The sequence below is a fragment of the Viridibacillus soli genome (assembly GCF_016612995.1).
GTDB classification, from domain to species: Bacteria; Bacillota; Bacilli; order Bacillales_A; family Planococcaceae; genus Viridibacillus; species Viridibacillus soli.
Map to the genome: position 1 here is coordinate 15,176 of NZ_JAEOAH010000033.1, position 16,942 is coordinate 32,117.

13 protein-coding genes and 1 pseudogene are annotated in these 16,942 nt (G+C 34.8%); 4 read left to right on the forward strand and 10 right to left on the reverse strand.

All coding sequences use genetic code 11. The features are described from left to right. Window positions 1-16 precede the first annotated feature (16 nt). Both JFL43_RS16875 and epsC read right to left on the reverse strand, forming a co-directional pair. Complete coding sequence (locus JFL43_RS16875; protein WP_200749961.1) at window positions 17-1,033, reverse strand: SagB/ThcOx family dehydrogenase; 1,017 nt, start codon at window positions 1,031-1,033, stop codon at window positions 17-19. A gap of 32 nt (window positions 1,034-1,065) precedes the next feature. Continuing rightward, window positions 1,066-1,626, reverse strand: a complete 561-nt coding sequence (epsC, locus tag JFL43_RS16880; protein ID WP_200749962.1) for a serine O-acetyltransferase EpsC — start codon at window positions 1,624-1,626, stop codon at window positions 1,066-1,068. A gap of 443 nt (window positions 1,627-2,069) precedes the next feature. Here epsC and JFL43_RS16885 point away from each other — a divergent pair, with 443 nt between their 5' ends. Next, entirely contained in the window at window positions 2,070-2,594 is a 525-nt protein-coding gene (locus JFL43_RS16885; RefSeq protein WP_200750004.1) for a PadR family transcriptional regulator, read from the forward strand. 23 nt (window positions 2,595-2,617) lie between these two features. After that, complete coding sequence (locus JFL43_RS16890; RefSeq protein WP_234447857.1) at window positions 2,618-3,814, forward strand: MFS transporter; 1,197 nt, start codon at window positions 2,618-2,620, stop codon at window positions 3,812-3,814. A gap of 261 nt (window positions 3,815-4,075) precedes the next feature. Here the strand turns inward: JFL43_RS16890 and JFL43_RS16895 are convergent. The 8 genes and pseudogenes from JFL43_RS16895 to JFL43_RS22750 form a co-directional block, all read right to left on the reverse strand. Continuing rightward, window positions 4,076-4,896 (reverse strand): annotated as a pseudogene (locus JFL43_RS16895) (IS3 family transposase). 352 nt (window positions 4,897-5,248) lie between these two features. Further along, complete coding sequence (locus tag JFL43_RS16900; RefSeq protein WP_200749963.1) at window positions 5,249-7,378, reverse strand: type IA DNA topoisomerase; 2,130 nt, start codon at window positions 7,376-7,378, stop codon at window positions 5,249-5,251. Window positions 7,379-7,564: 186 nt separating this feature from the next. Next, the gene (locus JFL43_RS16905; protein ID WP_200749964.1) at window positions 7,565-10,171 is read right to left on the reverse strand and encodes a cation-translocating P-type ATPase; all 2,607 of its coding nucleotides are present in this window, start codon (window positions 10,169-10,171) and stop codon (window positions 7,565-7,567) included. Window positions 10,172-11,322: 1,151 nt separating this feature from the next. Further along, the gene (locus JFL43_RS16910) at window positions 11,323-12,078 is read right to left on the reverse strand and encodes an ABC transporter permease (protein WP_200749965.1); all 756 of its coding nucleotides are present in this window, start codon (window positions 12,076-12,078) and stop codon (window positions 11,323-11,325) included. Further along, window positions 12,078-12,770, reverse strand: coding sequence for an ABC transporter ATP-binding protein (locus tag JFL43_RS16915; protein ID WP_200749966.1), 693 nt, complete (start codon window positions 12,768-12,770; stop codon window positions 12,078-12,080). Before JFL43_RS16915 ends, JFL43_RS16910 begins: the two co-directional genes overlap by 1 nt. Window positions 12,771-12,790: 20 nt before the next feature. Then, window positions 12,791-12,967, reverse strand: coding sequence for a hypothetical protein (locus tag JFL43_RS16920; RefSeq protein WP_200749967.1), 177 nt, complete (start codon window positions 12,965-12,967; stop codon window positions 12,791-12,793). Window positions 12,968-13,238: 271 nt separating this feature from the next. After that, window positions 13,239-14,405 carry a hypothetical protein gene (locus tag JFL43_RS16925; RefSeq protein WP_200750006.1) on the reverse strand — a complete coding sequence of 389 codons (1,167 nt, stop codon included), beginning with the start codon at window positions 14,403-14,405 and terminating at the stop codon, window positions 13,239-13,241. A gap of 853 nt (window positions 14,406-15,258) precedes the next feature. Further along, complete coding sequence (locus JFL43_RS22750; RefSeq protein WP_234447858.1) at window positions 15,259-15,468, reverse strand: hypothetical protein; 210 nt, start codon at window positions 15,466-15,468, stop codon at window positions 15,259-15,261. 200 nt (window positions 15,469-15,668) lie between these two features. Here JFL43_RS22750 and JFL43_RS16935 point away from each other — a divergent pair, with 200 nt between their 5' ends. Together JFL43_RS16935 and JFL43_RS16940 are read left to right on the forward strand one after the other, a co-directional pair. Next, window positions 15,669-16,475: a hypothetical protein gene (locus JFL43_RS16935; protein WP_200749968.1), complete on the forward strand. Its 807-nt coding sequence runs from the start codon at window positions 15,669-15,671 to the stop codon at window positions 16,473-16,475. Continuing rightward, the gene (locus JFL43_RS16940; RefSeq protein ID WP_200749969.1) at window positions 16,468-16,866 is read left to right on the forward strand and encodes a hypothetical protein; all 399 of its coding nucleotides are present in this window, start codon (window positions 16,468-16,470) and stop codon (window positions 16,864-16,866) included. Before JFL43_RS16935 ends, JFL43_RS16940 begins: the two co-directional genes overlap by 8 nt. Window positions 16,867-16,942: the final 76 nt, after the last annotated feature.

Genomic DNA, 16,942 nt, shown 5'->3' on the forward strand with positions numbered 1-16,942 from the left:
AGTCAATTTCTAAAACCTATAACTGTTCGGGCTTTAAGCCAACTTCAATTGAATGTATTAATACATGATTAGAGGATAACTTGAAATATTTTTTTATTTTTCTAAAATTAATATCTCCCACCGAACATAATCCGATATTATTCATTTCTGCAACCTGAGTTAATAACTGCACCATGATACCACTATCTATAGCAGCATAGAAATATCCCATTCCTCCATATTTAGGAAGTGTAACATTTCCGTTGTACACTAAAAAGATCGAAAAAGCTGAAGAGTTATAAATTTCTTTATTAACAAAATAATGTGTTTCATCAGTAATTACACACGTATTACTTACTAATTGTAAGGAATTTTCAATAGGATTATAGCAATATAGTCCTGCTTTGATATTCTCTACTCGATGGTCTTTTATATATATAAACAAATCAATTGGATATAAGCCTCCAGCAGTTGCATAATTATATCGTACCTTTCCTTCTGTTTGATACTGTTTAAATACCGATATCAATTTTGAAATTGTTTCAAATGGTACTTTATTTTTCATATCAAAAGATCGATATGTTTTACGCTTTGTAATAACTTCTGGAAATTCAGCATCTACTAATTTTATTGATACATTTGTTACATTTTGAAAACTACGTGATAATTGTTCATCTTTAAACTCTTGATATTTCTCCGGATCAATAAATGTGTCCTGACTATAAGGGTTAGAAAAAAGATTTGACTGTGAAAAATATAATTCTTGAGGTGTTAGTAATGTATTAACTAAAATTTTATTCGCAACAAGATCTTTGATAAAACCTAATAGTTTATCTGGATTAACATCAGAAAACTCATTCATTAAATTTTCTATACGTATTCCTTTTTGCGTTATATAATAAAACTTAGGAAATATCTCTAATGCTATGTCCACATATGAGAACATCTCAATTTGAACCTCACTATCTTTTTTTTCCCATCTAACAGATGATGACCAAAAATACACATCATCCCCAAATTTTTTTTCAATTGATTTCTTTAACATTTGTTGCATATAATTTTTCTCCTTTAATTAAGATTTTCATATTACAAAACATTTTGCACTTCAACTTTCTCTCCTTGAATTGAATCTTCATGCCACCTTACCACTTCTCCTGGAACTCCCACCACAGTACAGTTTGATGGGACATCTTTTAATAAAACTGCTCCGGCACCAATTTTTGAATTATCCCCGATTTTTATAGATCCTAATACTTTTGCCCCAGAGCAAATGATGACATTATCACCTATAGTAGGATGTCGTTTATTTACCTCTTTTCCTGTTCCTCCTAATGTCACATTTTGATAAATAATCACGTTATTTCCTATCTCAGTTGTCTCACCAATAACTACTCCCATACCATGATCTATAAACAATGCCTCTCCAACTTTAGCTCCCGGATGAATTTCTATTCCAGTAAAAAAACGATTCACAACAGAAATAAGCCGTGCAATAAAAAAAAATTCCCTACAATATAAGCCATGAGCAATCCTATGCATAAATACAGCATGAAGTCCGGGATAACAGAAAATTACTTCAAGCGTATTTTTAGCTGATGGATCATTTTTTTGTATAAATTTAATATCTTTATTTAATTTCTGAAACATAAAGTGATCACTCCCCTTTGGAACTTTTTTTCACATCAATATGAATACCAATTACATAAGCAAATCAAAATTAAAGTTTCCCCTCCATTCTGAAACACAATTTCATACATTAGTAATATAAAATTAATATCCATATTACTAAACATTTATAATTAAATGTTTAGTAATATATAAATAATAATAAACATTTAGTATTCAAGTTAAATAGTATTCTATCACCTAATCTTTAACATGTAAATATTTAACTTGGAAATTTTTATGTTTATTTTTTATACTATATAATTATATAAATACCTATAAAACAGCTGATTTTTATAAGAATTAATAAACATCCCTTTACATGCCTCTAATAAAATGTTATTATTTGGTGGTCGACAACACTAAACGTTTAGTATTAATAATTTAGTAAACATAAAATATGAGGTGATATAGTGACACGTGTTATGGTACTTGGATTACTATCACAGTATGGTCCAATGTCAGGTTACGAAATTCAACAGAAGATGCAATCCGCTCAAACTGATAAATGGGCATATGTACAACCCGCATCCATCTACCATGCTTTGAAAAAATTGGATAAAGAACAATTTGTAATTTTAGACACATTAGAACAGACTGGTAATCGTTCAAAAGCTATTTACTCCATTACTGAAAAAGGGAAAATGGAATTTGAACGATTATTAATTAAATCATTTGAAAAATCATCGGTTATTTTCCCTACTGCTTTATATACAGCTTTAACTTTCATGGAAAATGCTAATACCAAAGAAATTTTGAAAGCCTTAGATACCCAGAAACAAATAATTGAAAAAATTTGTGAAGACATGAAGATTGGGCAAGAAGAAAAATCTCAAATTATGGAAATTCCTCAAAATGTTATGATGATTTTTAATAATATTTATGCTCAGTGTGAGATGCAATTGAAGTTTATTGCAGATATGAAAAAAGAATTAAAATTAAATATTTAAACGGAACAAGGGAGGATTCTAGAATGGAGAATATGCCTAAAATAAATAGTACGCTTGTTTCAGAGAAAACTAAAAAGGCAGCCCTATTGGTAGTTGCTTTAGCAGTATTCACTGATATGCTTATCTATGGATTAGTTGTGCCAATCTTGCCAAAATATGCGACATCACTAGGAGCTTCTCAAACAGCTATCGGATTCCTGTTCAGTAGCTATGCCATAACGCTATTTATCGCAACTCCTATTTTTGGAGCATTATCAGATAAAATTGGTAGAAAAGGACCTATGCTATGGGGATTATTAGGCTTAGGAACTGCAACAATCTTATTTGCTTTTGCCGACAGCTTTTGGCTCCTTGTTGTTGCACGCTCCCTTCAAGGTCTTGCAGCTGCAGCGACTTGGACAGCAGGTCTAGCACTCCTTGCAGACCTATATCCTTCAGATGAACGAGGGAAAATAATGGGCATTGCATTATCAGGTCAAGCTGCTGGTACACTTTTAGGACCAACAATTGGTGGATGGCTTTATCAACTAGGAGATTATCGACTCCCATTCTTAGTTGCCGCAGGTTTAGCGTTTATTGATGGATTATTACGTCTCTTTCTACTTAAAGACGTTCCCCATCCTAAATCTGAAGATTCACCATCTCCATTTAAAGTATTACGTAATCGTCAACTATTAATTATTACCGGTGTTATTATAATTGGCGCATCTGTTCCAAGTGTATTAGAACCAACACTTCCACTACATTTACAAAAAGTTTTAAGTGCAACACCTGGTGTTATAGGCCTGCTATTTGCTGTTCCAACTCTAGCATATGGCTTAGCAACTCCAATTATTGGTACAATGTCTACTCGTATTGGGTACATTAAAGCAATTATTATAGGCCTAATTATGGTAGCTATAGCACTACCTTTGGTTGCTCTTCCAGATATGCTTTGGCTTCAAGTATGCGCTCTAGCCTTTTTGGGAATCAGTATGGGAATGGTTCTTGCACCATGCCTTCCACAACTCGCAGATATATCTCAAAAAAGTGGTATTAATTCATATGGAATTACCTTCGCCCTTTATAATACAGCTTATTCAATCGGTATGATGATTGGGCCAATAGCTAGTAGTACTATAGCAGATGCATTTGGATTAACAATATCCTACATGACAATAGCCGCTATTGTTCTACTATACATGATTTTTTTAACTATAACTTCACGATCTCAATCTTGATATGATTGTATATGAGTTCTCTAGCTAATAAAAAATTTAGCCTAATCTATTAGGCTTGCATATACTAAACAGCAATACTCCAAAAAAGTTTTGGATAAGTATAATTTATGAGACTAAATAAATATACAACTAATATTCTAATTTCAAATTTATCTATGTATACCTAGGGGTATACATAGATAAATTTTTATTAATGAAACAATATAATCTTATTTAACAAAAAGGCACTGAGTGTCGTTTTTGAGACAATAAGAAAACACCTTATTTTGCAGCCAGTTGACGGTATTGTACCGGCGACTGGCTGTTTAATTTCGTTTTAATCCGGATATTGTTATAATAATAAATGTATTCTTCGACAATATTTATAACACACGCATTTGTCGTGCGATAAATTTCGTCGAGATAGAACGTTTCAGACTTTAGCGAAGAGTGAAACGTTTCGATTGGGGAATTATCAACGGGAGTGCCTTTACAAGACATGCTCATAGTAATTCCCTTTTCTTTGATTGTTTTTTGATGTACATAAGATGTATAGACAGATCCTTGATCACTAATACCTGTTAATGATTTTGTGATTTTTCGATAACCGTATCTAAATTTGTGTAGCTTGCACAAGTTACCAATTTGTTGGTCTCGAAGCTCCTTTGGTATTTGCGTATGAACTTTTGCTTTCCAACGATAGTAAGACGAACGGGCGACTCCTAAATGAAGACAGATTTCACCAATTGACATGCTTCCTTTTAACCCATCCACTAATTGAACTACGACTCTTGGGACCACTTCCTCTCCAACTCTGCGTACTTTTTTAATACTTCAATCTGTTGCTTTAGATAACGATTTTCAACTTGTAACTTAGCGGTTTCACTTTCATACTCAGGTCCTTTACCAAAGGTATATTGTTTACCCACTGGCTGTTCAAGCCGATGTAATTCGCCTTTTCGATACCATTTCAACCATGTTTTTAATTGACTGTGATTACGAATATTCAACTCTTCTAATACTTGCTTTACAGGAATCCTAGCTAATCTCATCTCAATTTCCTTCATTTTAATTTCTACTGGATAACTGACTCTTGTTCCCATAGAAAAAACACCTCCACGTTGATTTTAAAAGTAGGATACCCATTTTTTCAACGAAAGGTGTTTTTATTTGTCTCATATTTTTAGGTCAGTGCACTATTTCAGTATATTAAAATGTCTGTTTTTTTATTGTTAATTAATTTATTCCCTTTAGAGATCCTGCTTCCTTAATCGGATAATTTTCCTTTTGGTGTTTCTCATATTGAAAAACAATTGATTTATAGTTTTTCTTTTAATTCTTCAATCTGTTCAATATGCCTTTTTTCGTGATATCCGATAAACGGAACCCATTGTTCTAGACTTATTAATCCGAATGTCGGATGCGGGTAGGCTAATCGCTTTAAACACTTATATACTAAAAATCAAACACAATCTTACATTCTACTAGCTTCAATTTCGCACTAAACATTGAACCCTTCTTCGATTTAAAACCTTTCATTTCCTTTGTCACACCGAATTGACAAAGATCTGACACTTGCTTTGGTGAAAGTTTTTTACCGGCAACTGTTTTGGATATAGTAAATTTACAGCCCGCTTTATAATTTGAGCAGCCATAAAAACTTTTCCGTGATAACATCTGTCCCTTTTTACAAATAGGGCAAAGTCCAAGTGGCTCATTTGAAGCACTATTCTCAGCGGCGGCTTGAATGTCTGTTTTCTCCACCATTTGCGGAGTTACTTCTATTAAATGATTCAAAAACTTGCAGACATTTTGGATGAAAGCTTCTTTTGAACCAGTACCATTACCGATTTTCCGCAAATATGTCTCCCATTTTGCCGTCATTGCAGGGCTTGATAGTAACGAGCCTTCTATCGTCTGGCATAACACGCGCCCTTTATCTGTTATCGAAACTATATTTTTTGTTACATCAATATAACCATGGCGTTTGATAGTCTCAATAATACCTGAGCGTGTTGCTTCAGTACCTAGCCCTTCTACTTCTTTCAAAATATCGCTAGCGCCCTCATCCTCCACAAGCTTGCCGCACGTTTTCATCATTTGAACAAGCTGGCCTTCTGAATAAGGCTTCGGTGGCTGAGTTGTTCCCTCATGAATAGCTACTTTTGACTCCACTACCTCGCCCGTATTAACTTGAGGTAATAACGGTTCCTCATCCTTTTTCTTAGTCTGTTCCGCTCCACTCCAAAGTGTTTTAAATCCGGGATCCAGCTCCACTTTCCCAACAGTTTTGAAGTCAATTTCCTTCACATTCGTCGAAATCGTCGTCTCTTCATACACATAATCTCTATGGAACATCACCAGAGCACTTTTCACGATTTCAAAGTAAATATTTCGCTCCATTGGAGATAAGCCTTGCACTTTTGCCGCTGTTGGAATTGTTTTCGTTGGAATGATCGCATAGTGCTCCTCTACTTGTGCATTGTCTACATAACGCTTTTGCGGACGAGCATTTGCAAGTTCAAACGGCTTGTCAACGATTTTCTGGTAATCTGACACTCGATCAGCCAGATAACTAAATTCAGCCTCGGTTATAAACTGGCAATCTGAACGTGGATAAGATACCAGTTTTTTCTCATACAATCCTTGCACAACATCTAATACTTTTGCCGGGCTATATTTCCATATTTTATTGGCTTTCGCCTGCAATGTGGAAAGAGCATGTAATTTAGGCGGGTTCACAGATTTACGCACTTTTTTGACATCTTTAATAATGCCTGGAAGAACCTCACCTTCAGTGATACCAGCCTTTTGCAGTAGCTGCTCAACTTCCTCACGCTTGTCCTTCTTAATAGTGGCCTTTCCTTTAAATGGCCCGTTTTCAGCCAAAAATCCAGCTATTAACTCATAAAAGTTTGTCGGTTTAAAATGTTCAATCTCCTCTTGTTTTTGATAAATCATATAAACCGTCGGCGACTGGACACGGCCAATCGACATCGTCTCATTCAAACCCTTCGCTTTTAGTAGCATCGTATACAACCGACTCGCATTCATCCCAACAAGCCAATCACTGATTTGTCGCGCCTGCGCCTCATGATATAGCAGTAAATCCTTCTCATTATCACGCAAGTTCGCAAATCCTTTACGAATCTCATCTACCTCTAACGAATTAATCCAAAGACGCTTCACCGGCTTCTGCCGCACCCCCGTCTGACGATAAATAGAATAAAAAATATTAGACCCTTCTCTGTCGACATCACAGGCATTAATAAGCACATACGCCTCTTTGAACAGCCGCTTCACCTCTTGAAACTGATCCCACTTACCCTTTGCCACACGAAATTCATATTTCTCCGGAATCATCGGCAATTGCGCCAGTGACCAGCGCTTCCACTCCGGTTTATAATCTGCAGGCTGCTTCAACTCAACTAAATGACCAATTCCCCAAGTAATCGTCGCCCCATCCGGAAACGTCTGATTTGGCGCAAGTTCTATGTAATGTTTTGTTTTCTTTGTTACTTGAAAAGCATCCGCATAGGCTTTCGCCTGCGATGGCTTTTCAGCTAATATCACTGTACTTCCCATACTAACACCTCAATTTATATCCTTACTCGTATCATACCGAAAATTTGTTCGGTTGGCTATTGATGAACGAGAAAAACGTTTCAAAAGCGTTATTACTTTTGAAACGTTTTGATCGTTCACTATTACTCTCACTTTTAAGAATATAAATTTAGGCAAATCGCTTTGTAATCATTATTTGTAATGGCATTATCTACTTCTTACGAACAACAGTTTATACCATTGATTAACTAGAAACGGCATACAGGACAAGCTATAAATTAAACCTAATTGTACTCCATTTAATGTTGCGACTTCAAACACACCCGTAAGCGATGGAACAAATAATACTAAATGTAAACATAAAAAACCTATTAAAAACGCTAGCCAAGTATATTTATTCGAAAATACGCCAATTTTGAAAATCGATTCTTTTGATCTGGAGTTGAAGCCATGTACTAATCTTGACAAACATAATGTTGAAAATGCCATTGTGGTTGCTGTTAGAGTATCTCCCATTGACATTCCCATTCGAAAAGCAATGATCGTAGAGATAGCAATTAATAAACCTTCGAGCATTACTTGAGTAGTAAATTTTTTATTTAATAATGGGGTGTGAATATTTCTAGGCTTGTCCTTCATTGTTTTTTTATTATGAGGCTCTAAACCTATTGCAATTGCTGGCAAACTATCGGTAATTAAGTTAATAAATAATAGATGCACAGGTGCAAAGGGAACTGGCAACCCTAATACTGTTGCATATAAAACAACAAAAATAGCACCTGCATTCCCTGATAATAAGAATAGAATGGCGTTTTTAATATTCGTGTAGATGCTTCTTCCATTCGAAATAGCTTTGACAATCGTTGAAAAATTATCATCCGTTAAGATCATAGCGGATGCATCTTTTGCTACCTCGGTACCGGTTATCCCCATCGCAACACCGATATCGGCTTGTTTTAAGGCAGGGCCATCATTGACACCATCTCCCGTCATTGCAACGACATTACCTTTTTCCTGCCAAGCTTTCACGATACGAATTTTATGTTCTGGTGTTACTCGGGCGTAGACAGAGAAATCTTGCACCATTTCTTGTAGTTGTTGATCAGTTAATCCTTCAATTTCATATCCTTCGATTGCTTCGGATGGATCTTTTAAAATACCAATTTGTTTGGCAATAGCAGTGGCTGTTATTTTATGGTCACCTGTAATCATAACTGGTTTAATACCAGCTTTTATACAGCTTTCAACCGCTGCTTTTGATTCGTTTCTCGGAGGATCCATCATTGCGATTAATCCGACAAAGATTAAATCATTTTCGAATCCTGAATCGACTTTTTGATTTCCCCTTATCTCTTTGTAAGCAATTGCTAGTACTCTTAATCCATTCATGGAAAAATCCCGATTCACTTCTTCGATTTTTTTACGATGTTCTTCCGTAATATTAAGAATACCTTTAGAAGTTTCGATTTTCACAATTTTAGATAGTAGAACATCTAATGCTCCCTTTGTAATGATGATATGTTGCTGATTGATATGATTCACTGTACTCATTAGCTTTCTGTCTGAATCAAAAGGAATTTCCCCCACTCTTGGATAGTGGGTTCTTAGGATTACTTCGTCAAAATCATACTGCTTCCCTAATTTTACGAGTGCAATTTCAGTAGGGTCACCGATTTCTTGATGATCTCTTACCAAGGCGTCATTACATAAAAGTGCCTTTAAGATAAGATTTTTCTCAATTGCATTTTCTGTATGTAGTTGATCATGTGGAATGGCTTTTTGATCAACATATACTTGTTGAACAATCATTTTATTTTCGGTTAATGTTCCCGTTTTATCTGAACAAATAACAGATACACTTCCCAGACTTTCGGCAGCATAGAGCTTTCTAATAATGGCATTTTCCTTCGCCATTTTTTGTGTTCCAAAAGCCAGCACAATGGTAACAATCGAACTTAATGCTTCTGGAATTGCTGCAACTGCAAGCGAAACAGCAAACATAAACGATTCTCCTAACTCGCGTCCTCGAAAAAGATCAATAGTGAAAATGGCTAAACAGATCATCGTAATACCTAAAGCTAATTTTTCCCCAAACTGATCTAGACTTACTTGTAGAGGAGTTTTCTTCTCTTTCGCAGTATCCAGTAAATTTGCGATTTTTCCGATTTCTGTTTGCATTCCAATAGCTGTAACAATTACAGTACCACGTCCATTGGTGACAAAGCTTCCAGTGAAGACCATATTTTTCTTATCAGCAATGGTTACATGATCTTCTTTGATGGGCGCTGTACTTTTCGCTACAGCCAATGATTCACCTGTCAGCGAACTTTCATTTATATGCAGATTATGGCTTTCTAATAATCTTCCATCAGCACTTATATAATCACCAGCCTCCAAATAGAGAAGATCTCCAACCACTATATCTTCAGAAGAAATCTCTTCTAGCTGGTTATTTCGCATCACTTTTGCAACAGGAGATGTCAAAGCTTTTAGATTATCCAAAGACTGTTCTGCCTTCACATGCTGTACAGTGCCCAAGATTGCGTTTAAAATAACGACAATCATAATCACAATAGTACTTTCTACTTCACCTAATAGTAATGAAATGAAAGCGGCAATCATTAAAATAATGACTAATAAATCTTTAAACTGTCCAAAGAAAACGGCGAATGTACTTGTCCTTTTTCCTTCAAGCAATTCATTATAACCATATTCTTTTTGTCTCTTTTGGACGTCATAATCACTCAATCCTTGATTTGTTACGTCCAACAGCTCCATTACTTCATCTGTTGATTGTTGATGAAATTCTGCCATTCGATTTTTCCCCTTCCAGTGTGAAATTACTAGACTATATATGCTTATTAAAGAAACTCTCACTAGATATCCCACTTGCTAGAGATTCTTGCAAAACTCGAATAAATCAATTGGTATTGTCAATCAGAATGGAAGAAAGTTAGTTAAAAAACAGAGCAACCATGTACCCTTAGCTCAAGGACCTATTACCTGCAAGTACAATTTGAATGATATAGTTTCTTATTGCCGTAGACGACCTGACTATACTCAAGTAGAAAGAATACCTCTATTTAATAATCTTTAATCTAGATACCCAGCTAGTAGACCCCTTTTGTATCGTCCTTTCTTATGCAGGTAGTGAATTCACTTGAATATATTTCCGAAAAATAGCATTCGATAATACGCATTTCAATGTTGTTCTCTATCTACTCCACCTCCATAATACTTTTACTATAAAAATACTATTCTTTGATCAATTCCATTATGATAATATTCGATATAGAAATTAAAATATTTGTTATATCTGTTAAAGTATAAAATAAATTCACTATTACACTTGTGTTAATTTTATCGTTTTTGTACACAAGTAATTTTCTCGTGCTATTCAACAAAAAGTAAATGAACCTACCCTGATGTCATTGCCCTTACCACTTCAAATTTAAGACAAATAAAAACAGCTTGTGATTTGATTTCAATCTACAAACTGTTTTTCCTATACACTGTAAAAATGAGATGTTTCTAAGAATCCTATTAGTTTTCTAATTAGTCGCAAGGTAAAATCCGTTGACTTGACTTTTATTCCCCATGCGCACCAAATACTTCCGTAGCAATGTTTTAAATCAAACGAATCTCAGCTTCACTTCTGCTTACATTAAACTATGTAATAACAAAATCAAATCTTTCTTCTCGTAATATTTATTGTCAATAATAATACTGTCGAAATTAAAAATAGGAGTAGGTATCTCTTCTAAACCTCTAATAATTTTTAAAAGTGTTTTTTAAGACCATATGTACATCTCCTTTGATTCCATATTTTAATATATATAAGTATACAGGGAGAATAGTTTGTTTGTGGATTCATATGTGCTGAAAATTGCATTCTAATATTAGGAATTTATTTTAAATATTTATTTTGAATTTTCCTTTATCAGGCAGTGGACTTGAAAAGCATATCAGTTTTCTATTTTTCGTTTGCGTGTAAAAAGTAGTAAACCTATCAAAAACAAAATTGTAAATATGATAAGGTAGCTTGTTAAACCAGTTAATGTAGCCATTGTAGGGTTATCATAGTATGAAGTTTGATCCACAAAATACATACATAAACGATATGCAAAGGCAGCGGGAATAAAGTAGCCTTGCGATGCTCCAATAAAGAAAACAGATACAAAGCCATAAATCACACCAAGTACGCTGGTTACAACAATATTTCTTGACAAGTTGATAACGATTGCTCCGGCTCCAATGGTAATTGGCACTAACAGCAAAACTTCAAGAAAAAATCCTTTTGTAATATCAATAAAACTTGTAGAGCCGATTGTAATTTTCCCCATGCTCATGATAATGGGAAAGAAAGCTACAAGAAACAGGTACATAAGCCCGGCAAGTACAAAAGCAATGATAATCCCAACGATAGTTTTTGAAAAAAACAGCTTTGTTTTTGAATAGCCATAAGTAATCCAATTGATGTAGGTTTTGTTCTTATACTCCTGATAGAACAAAGAGCCAATCAAAATAAATACCACCATAGGAAAGAACAGTGAAAATTGATTATTGATGAAAAAAAACAGATCACCAAGAGGCTTTTGACCTTCATTTAGGAATAACCCCAAGCTGCCAGTCAGTACTGGAATAAGCGTAAGCAGAAGCAACATAAGCAAAAACCATTCTCTTTTGAGTTTTCGAAATTCATTTATGATTAAGGTTTTCATTATGCGCCCTCCTTTTGGCAGGAGATCATAATATCCTCATATAGCTTTTCTAAATCCTGTTCATTTTCAAAAGTGTTCTGCATGGTTTTGATAATTTGCCCGCCATGAATAAAAATCAATTCATCTGCAATCGCTGCTATTTCAGTAAGATTGTGACTTGATACCAAAATACAATGTTGAGGGGATTTCAGCTTATCTTTAAGCAAAATGCGAATTTCTTTAATCCCCATCGGATCAAGCCCATTGGTTGGCTCGTCAAGAAGCAGATATTTAGGCGTGCCCAGAAAAGCGCGGGCAATTCCTAAACGCTGCTTCATACCAAGTGAGAGCTGGGAAAATTTCTTTTTTCTCGCTCCCCATAAATCTACTTGTTCCAAGGAACTTTGAATGTCTGGTTGTTGAATTTCCAGATATTGTGAATGAAGCTGTAAGTTCTCCACGACTGTCAGATTGTTGTAAAAAGCAGGATATTCAATCAGGCTGCCAAAATCACGGCTTGATAATAGTTGATTATCCGAAGTAATTTTCCCAGAATAGGCAGTTAGACCAAGCATAGACTTGAATAAGGTTGTTTTCCCTGCACCATTCGGGCCAAGTAGTCCATATATTTTCCCCTCATTCAATTGTAAACTGATGTTGTCCAACAATGTATATGCCCCTATGGTCAGGCTAACATTTTCAATATTCAGCATGAAACTACACCTCTTTTCTCTCATTGTGTAATCAGAAAAACGGCAAAAGCGATAACGTAAATCACTAATGAAATACCTGCCCATTTCCCATTTCTTTTTAGTCCTTTTAACCCGTCTTTTAATAGACCGCTAACAGCAGCCAGTAGCATAGAACCTAACGCTAACATGGCAATCACCAAACAAATTTCACTCAACATATTCTTATCTCCTTTCTTGTTGCTTTTATCGTACCTAAAAAGATTATGAACTTTTTAGGTAAAGTCTAAGGAAAGTTTAAGGATTAATCGAGTAGGAGGAGGCGACTAGCCTCCGAACTTTCACACCACCGTACGTACGGTTCCGTATACGGCGGTTCAAAATTAATTATCAAAACCAAGTTTTTTGGTAGTGTATATAACCTATAAAATGAAAAAAGAATCCCCTTCAATAAGATCTTTAAAGGAGATTCTTTTTCAAATTATATTTTCTTTACTCGTTACTTAATTTCACCAGTTTTTCTCCTTGTTCTAAAAGTGTTTCATAGTCATTGTTCTCTTTAATTTCTTTTATTTTATTTTCAATTGTGGGCGTATCATTTTTATTAAAGTACGTATTTAATACTTCATATGGTGTCTTTCCTTGTTTAGTTGCACTATCTTCAATAGCTTCTTTCCATGGAATATTTGCTTTATCCATGCTTAATTCAAGAGCTGAACCAGTCTCATATCTCATATTCCGCTCTAAAAACCTTGGAGATTCTGCCTGTCCATTAGCAATGAAGTTGAACGCCTCCATAAAAGTAACATGATATGGCTTCTGTTTCTTTGCAAGTACCATAAGATTTCCACCAGTTAAATTACTATAACGATACTCTAAGTATCGTGCTGAACCTTCTATTGCTTCAGTTTTTGTTTCTCCAATTAATTGAGGCCATTTTTTATAGCGATAATTACGTACAATTGTCCAATCATATAATGCCTGTTTGATACTTTCTGGGTTCGTATCAATCATTGCTTTATCTAATAGATTAAATTCTAATCCCATTAACGCGTAATTTTCTTTATTTATCGGATATTCGTGAATAAACTCTCCAGCATTTGCATCATATGTCCAATCTTTTTGTTTATAAGCATGAAAAGCCTCATGTAATAAGAAAGACGAAAAATCAAAATATAAATCTGGATTTCTAAACATTTTAGGATAATATTTTAAATAAAATACATCCATATCGTTAATATTTATTTCCCCAAAGTTCCAAGGCATCCAGGTAGAAATAGTTCTAAAATCAAAACGAGTTAAGCGATAGACCTTAGGTAAATGCAAAGAATTTGGGACTTTTATTTCTTTTGCAAAAATACTATTTTCTAATCCCTTTACATTAACTGCATAAGCTTCTTGTCTAAAGAATCCTCCACCTTTATTACTACGTATCAGAACTAATGGCTTTTTTTCGAAATGATAATCTTCATTCCAAAGTTTATCACTCGATTCTTCGAAGCTCTTATAGATAGTAGATAATTCTTTTAACATGTTTTGATCAGTTTCATTTAAAGACTTAAACTCTGTATGATATGTTTTATTTAAAATTATGCTGCCAAACATAATTCCTATAAATATCACCAATACGATTAGAATTACTCTTAATAACTTTTTCATCATACACTCCTTTTATAAAACGATAATCCTTATGAGAGTAAGGTTTACAAATTTTTTGTTTATTAATACTCTTTTGGTGCAGACCCAATTTTATATAATAATTATAAAAAATACAATGTATACAAGATATGATTTTGATGGTTGTTCCATCTTATCAAAAATGTTGATTATAGTTAACAATTAATATTCGATGATAGGGAGAAACGAAGTCTAAACTACCATTTTAATTATAAATATCACAAAATTTTATATTTAATAAAAGCTATGCTGGTATTACGTTTATTGCATAAGTAGGTATATTTAGTATGAAACGTATTTTTAGTTTGGTTTTCGCTTTTGCTTTATTTAGTTTGATTGGTGTATTCAGTTTAACAGCTTCTGCGGAAGAACTGGATTTAACCCGAAGAAACTGGATGGGTTGAGCCATCAAAATATAAAGAAATATTAAGAGGGATTTTGACACGAAGTTAGTAGATCAGATGTTCCTACTTCTGGTTTTTCTACACTTAAGGTTGAAACAAGCATTACTAAAATATTACTGTTAAAGATAGTTCTGTTAGTTCTGTTGTGATAGCTGTCGGAATGATTAGTGGTAACGGTTTTCCCCTCCCACAAATCCACCACGCCTTGACCTATTGCTTTAGTAAAATTCCTATTCATATTAGACAGAATGGTTAACCCTAATTTTTCATCAGGCTGCATGATGAAATACGAGGTAAATGATGGATTCTCTCCAGCATGTAATATATATTTTTTTTCGTTTTTTTTTCATAACTCCCCACCCGCCGGCATAATAGGTGTTCTTATCAAAAGGCTCTACGGACTGGTCAGGGATGTGCGATTCTTGAATGATCTATTTGTCAATCGCATGGCTCGAATCGTTTCCTAGCTGTAGTTGCACCCATTTCTCTATATCATTCGTGTTGCTTACAACATTTCCAGCTGGTACATTCCTCCTATAAATTGGTGGAGTGTATGCATGCTCTTTCATAAATCCTCTTTTATAACCGGAAGCCACCTCAGTGGACTGAACTTGATTTAGCCCAACAAATGAGTCTTTCATACCGATTGGCTCTAATATCTGCTTTTATATATATTGATCTGACCCAAGAAATTTAAACATATTTAGTTAGCAGCTTCTAAGATTTTTCACTTCCATAAAAGATAGAAGCGACAAACAATACTCGATGGACAACTTTTCGTGCGGTAAACGATGAAGCACTATATAATAAAAGAAACTCATAATAAATTGGATGTGATGAAATGGAAACAATTCATATTCCTATCGACGCTGAACATATTATTAGTACTTCTAGTAAAGGCGATCAATCGAAATGGCGTATCGGCAACAAGTGGGTCAAACAAAATGCGCGAGGTTATGAGGGCCAAGCAGAAGTATTGGCTTCACTCGTACTTAAATGCTCAACTCTTGACCGCTCTAAATATGTCGTCTATCAGCCATGTATCATTCAATTAGCTGACGGTGAACAATTTGACGGCTGCTATTCACTCGATTTTCGTGGTACAAAACAGGAAGTGACACTTGAGCGCTTATTTGAAGCAAATTTCAGCTCTACTGATTCTATTACAAGTAACAAAACACTTTCTACTAAAGAAAAATTCGAGCAATTGATGACGCAGGTCGAGCAGTATACAGGACTCGTTGTAACTCATCAGATTGCACAGCTATTCGCTTTCGATGCACTTATTCTAAATGAAGATCGGCATACGAATAACATTTTATTCCTATATGATCCAAAAGAAAAAACATGGGAGCTGGCACCGATTTTCGATAATGGGCTTAGCCTACTATCTGATGAAAAAGACTATGCAACTGGAAAACCATTAACTATCTTAAAGCGAAGAGTGAAGGCAAAACCACTGAATTCATCTTTTACAAAACAACTTTCCCTTTACGAAGGGCCACCATTCATTGATAAAGAGAAATTAGTAGCTGCAATTGAACAGTCTCCGTACGATTTTGGACGTGCTAAGGACGTATTACTTTCACAGTTGCGTGATCCAGCATGGAAACATTTATTCATTGAAGGAAGTGAATCCATTGATTGATTACATGACTTTTGACGTAATGTGGATGGATGACATTATTGCTCATGTTGACTTAAAACCAGCTAATGGTGGCACACCATATGTAATTAACTATATTGATGATTTTAACAAACAATTTTCACCGATTATGGAGGGGCATATTAGTTTAGATGAACTAGAACGTTGGCTAAAATGGCGAACCTTCCCTTCTACTCGGGTCAACGCAAAAGAATTACTGGCTTCACTAGATATGCAAGCCTATAATCGCTGGGGCATTGTGCGTAAAACGCATGGTGTCATGGCAGATGATGAAATTTGGATTCGCTTTAAAGGTGTAACACTCACACATCGGGATGTCTGCCTACGTAAAGATCTATACTATCCTGAGGAACCAACTTCAATAAGCCTATAAATAGATAAGAAACAGCTATAACAGGAAAATACTACGTTGTAGGAAACAGTTGGTTAAGTACAATGAATTTATTCAA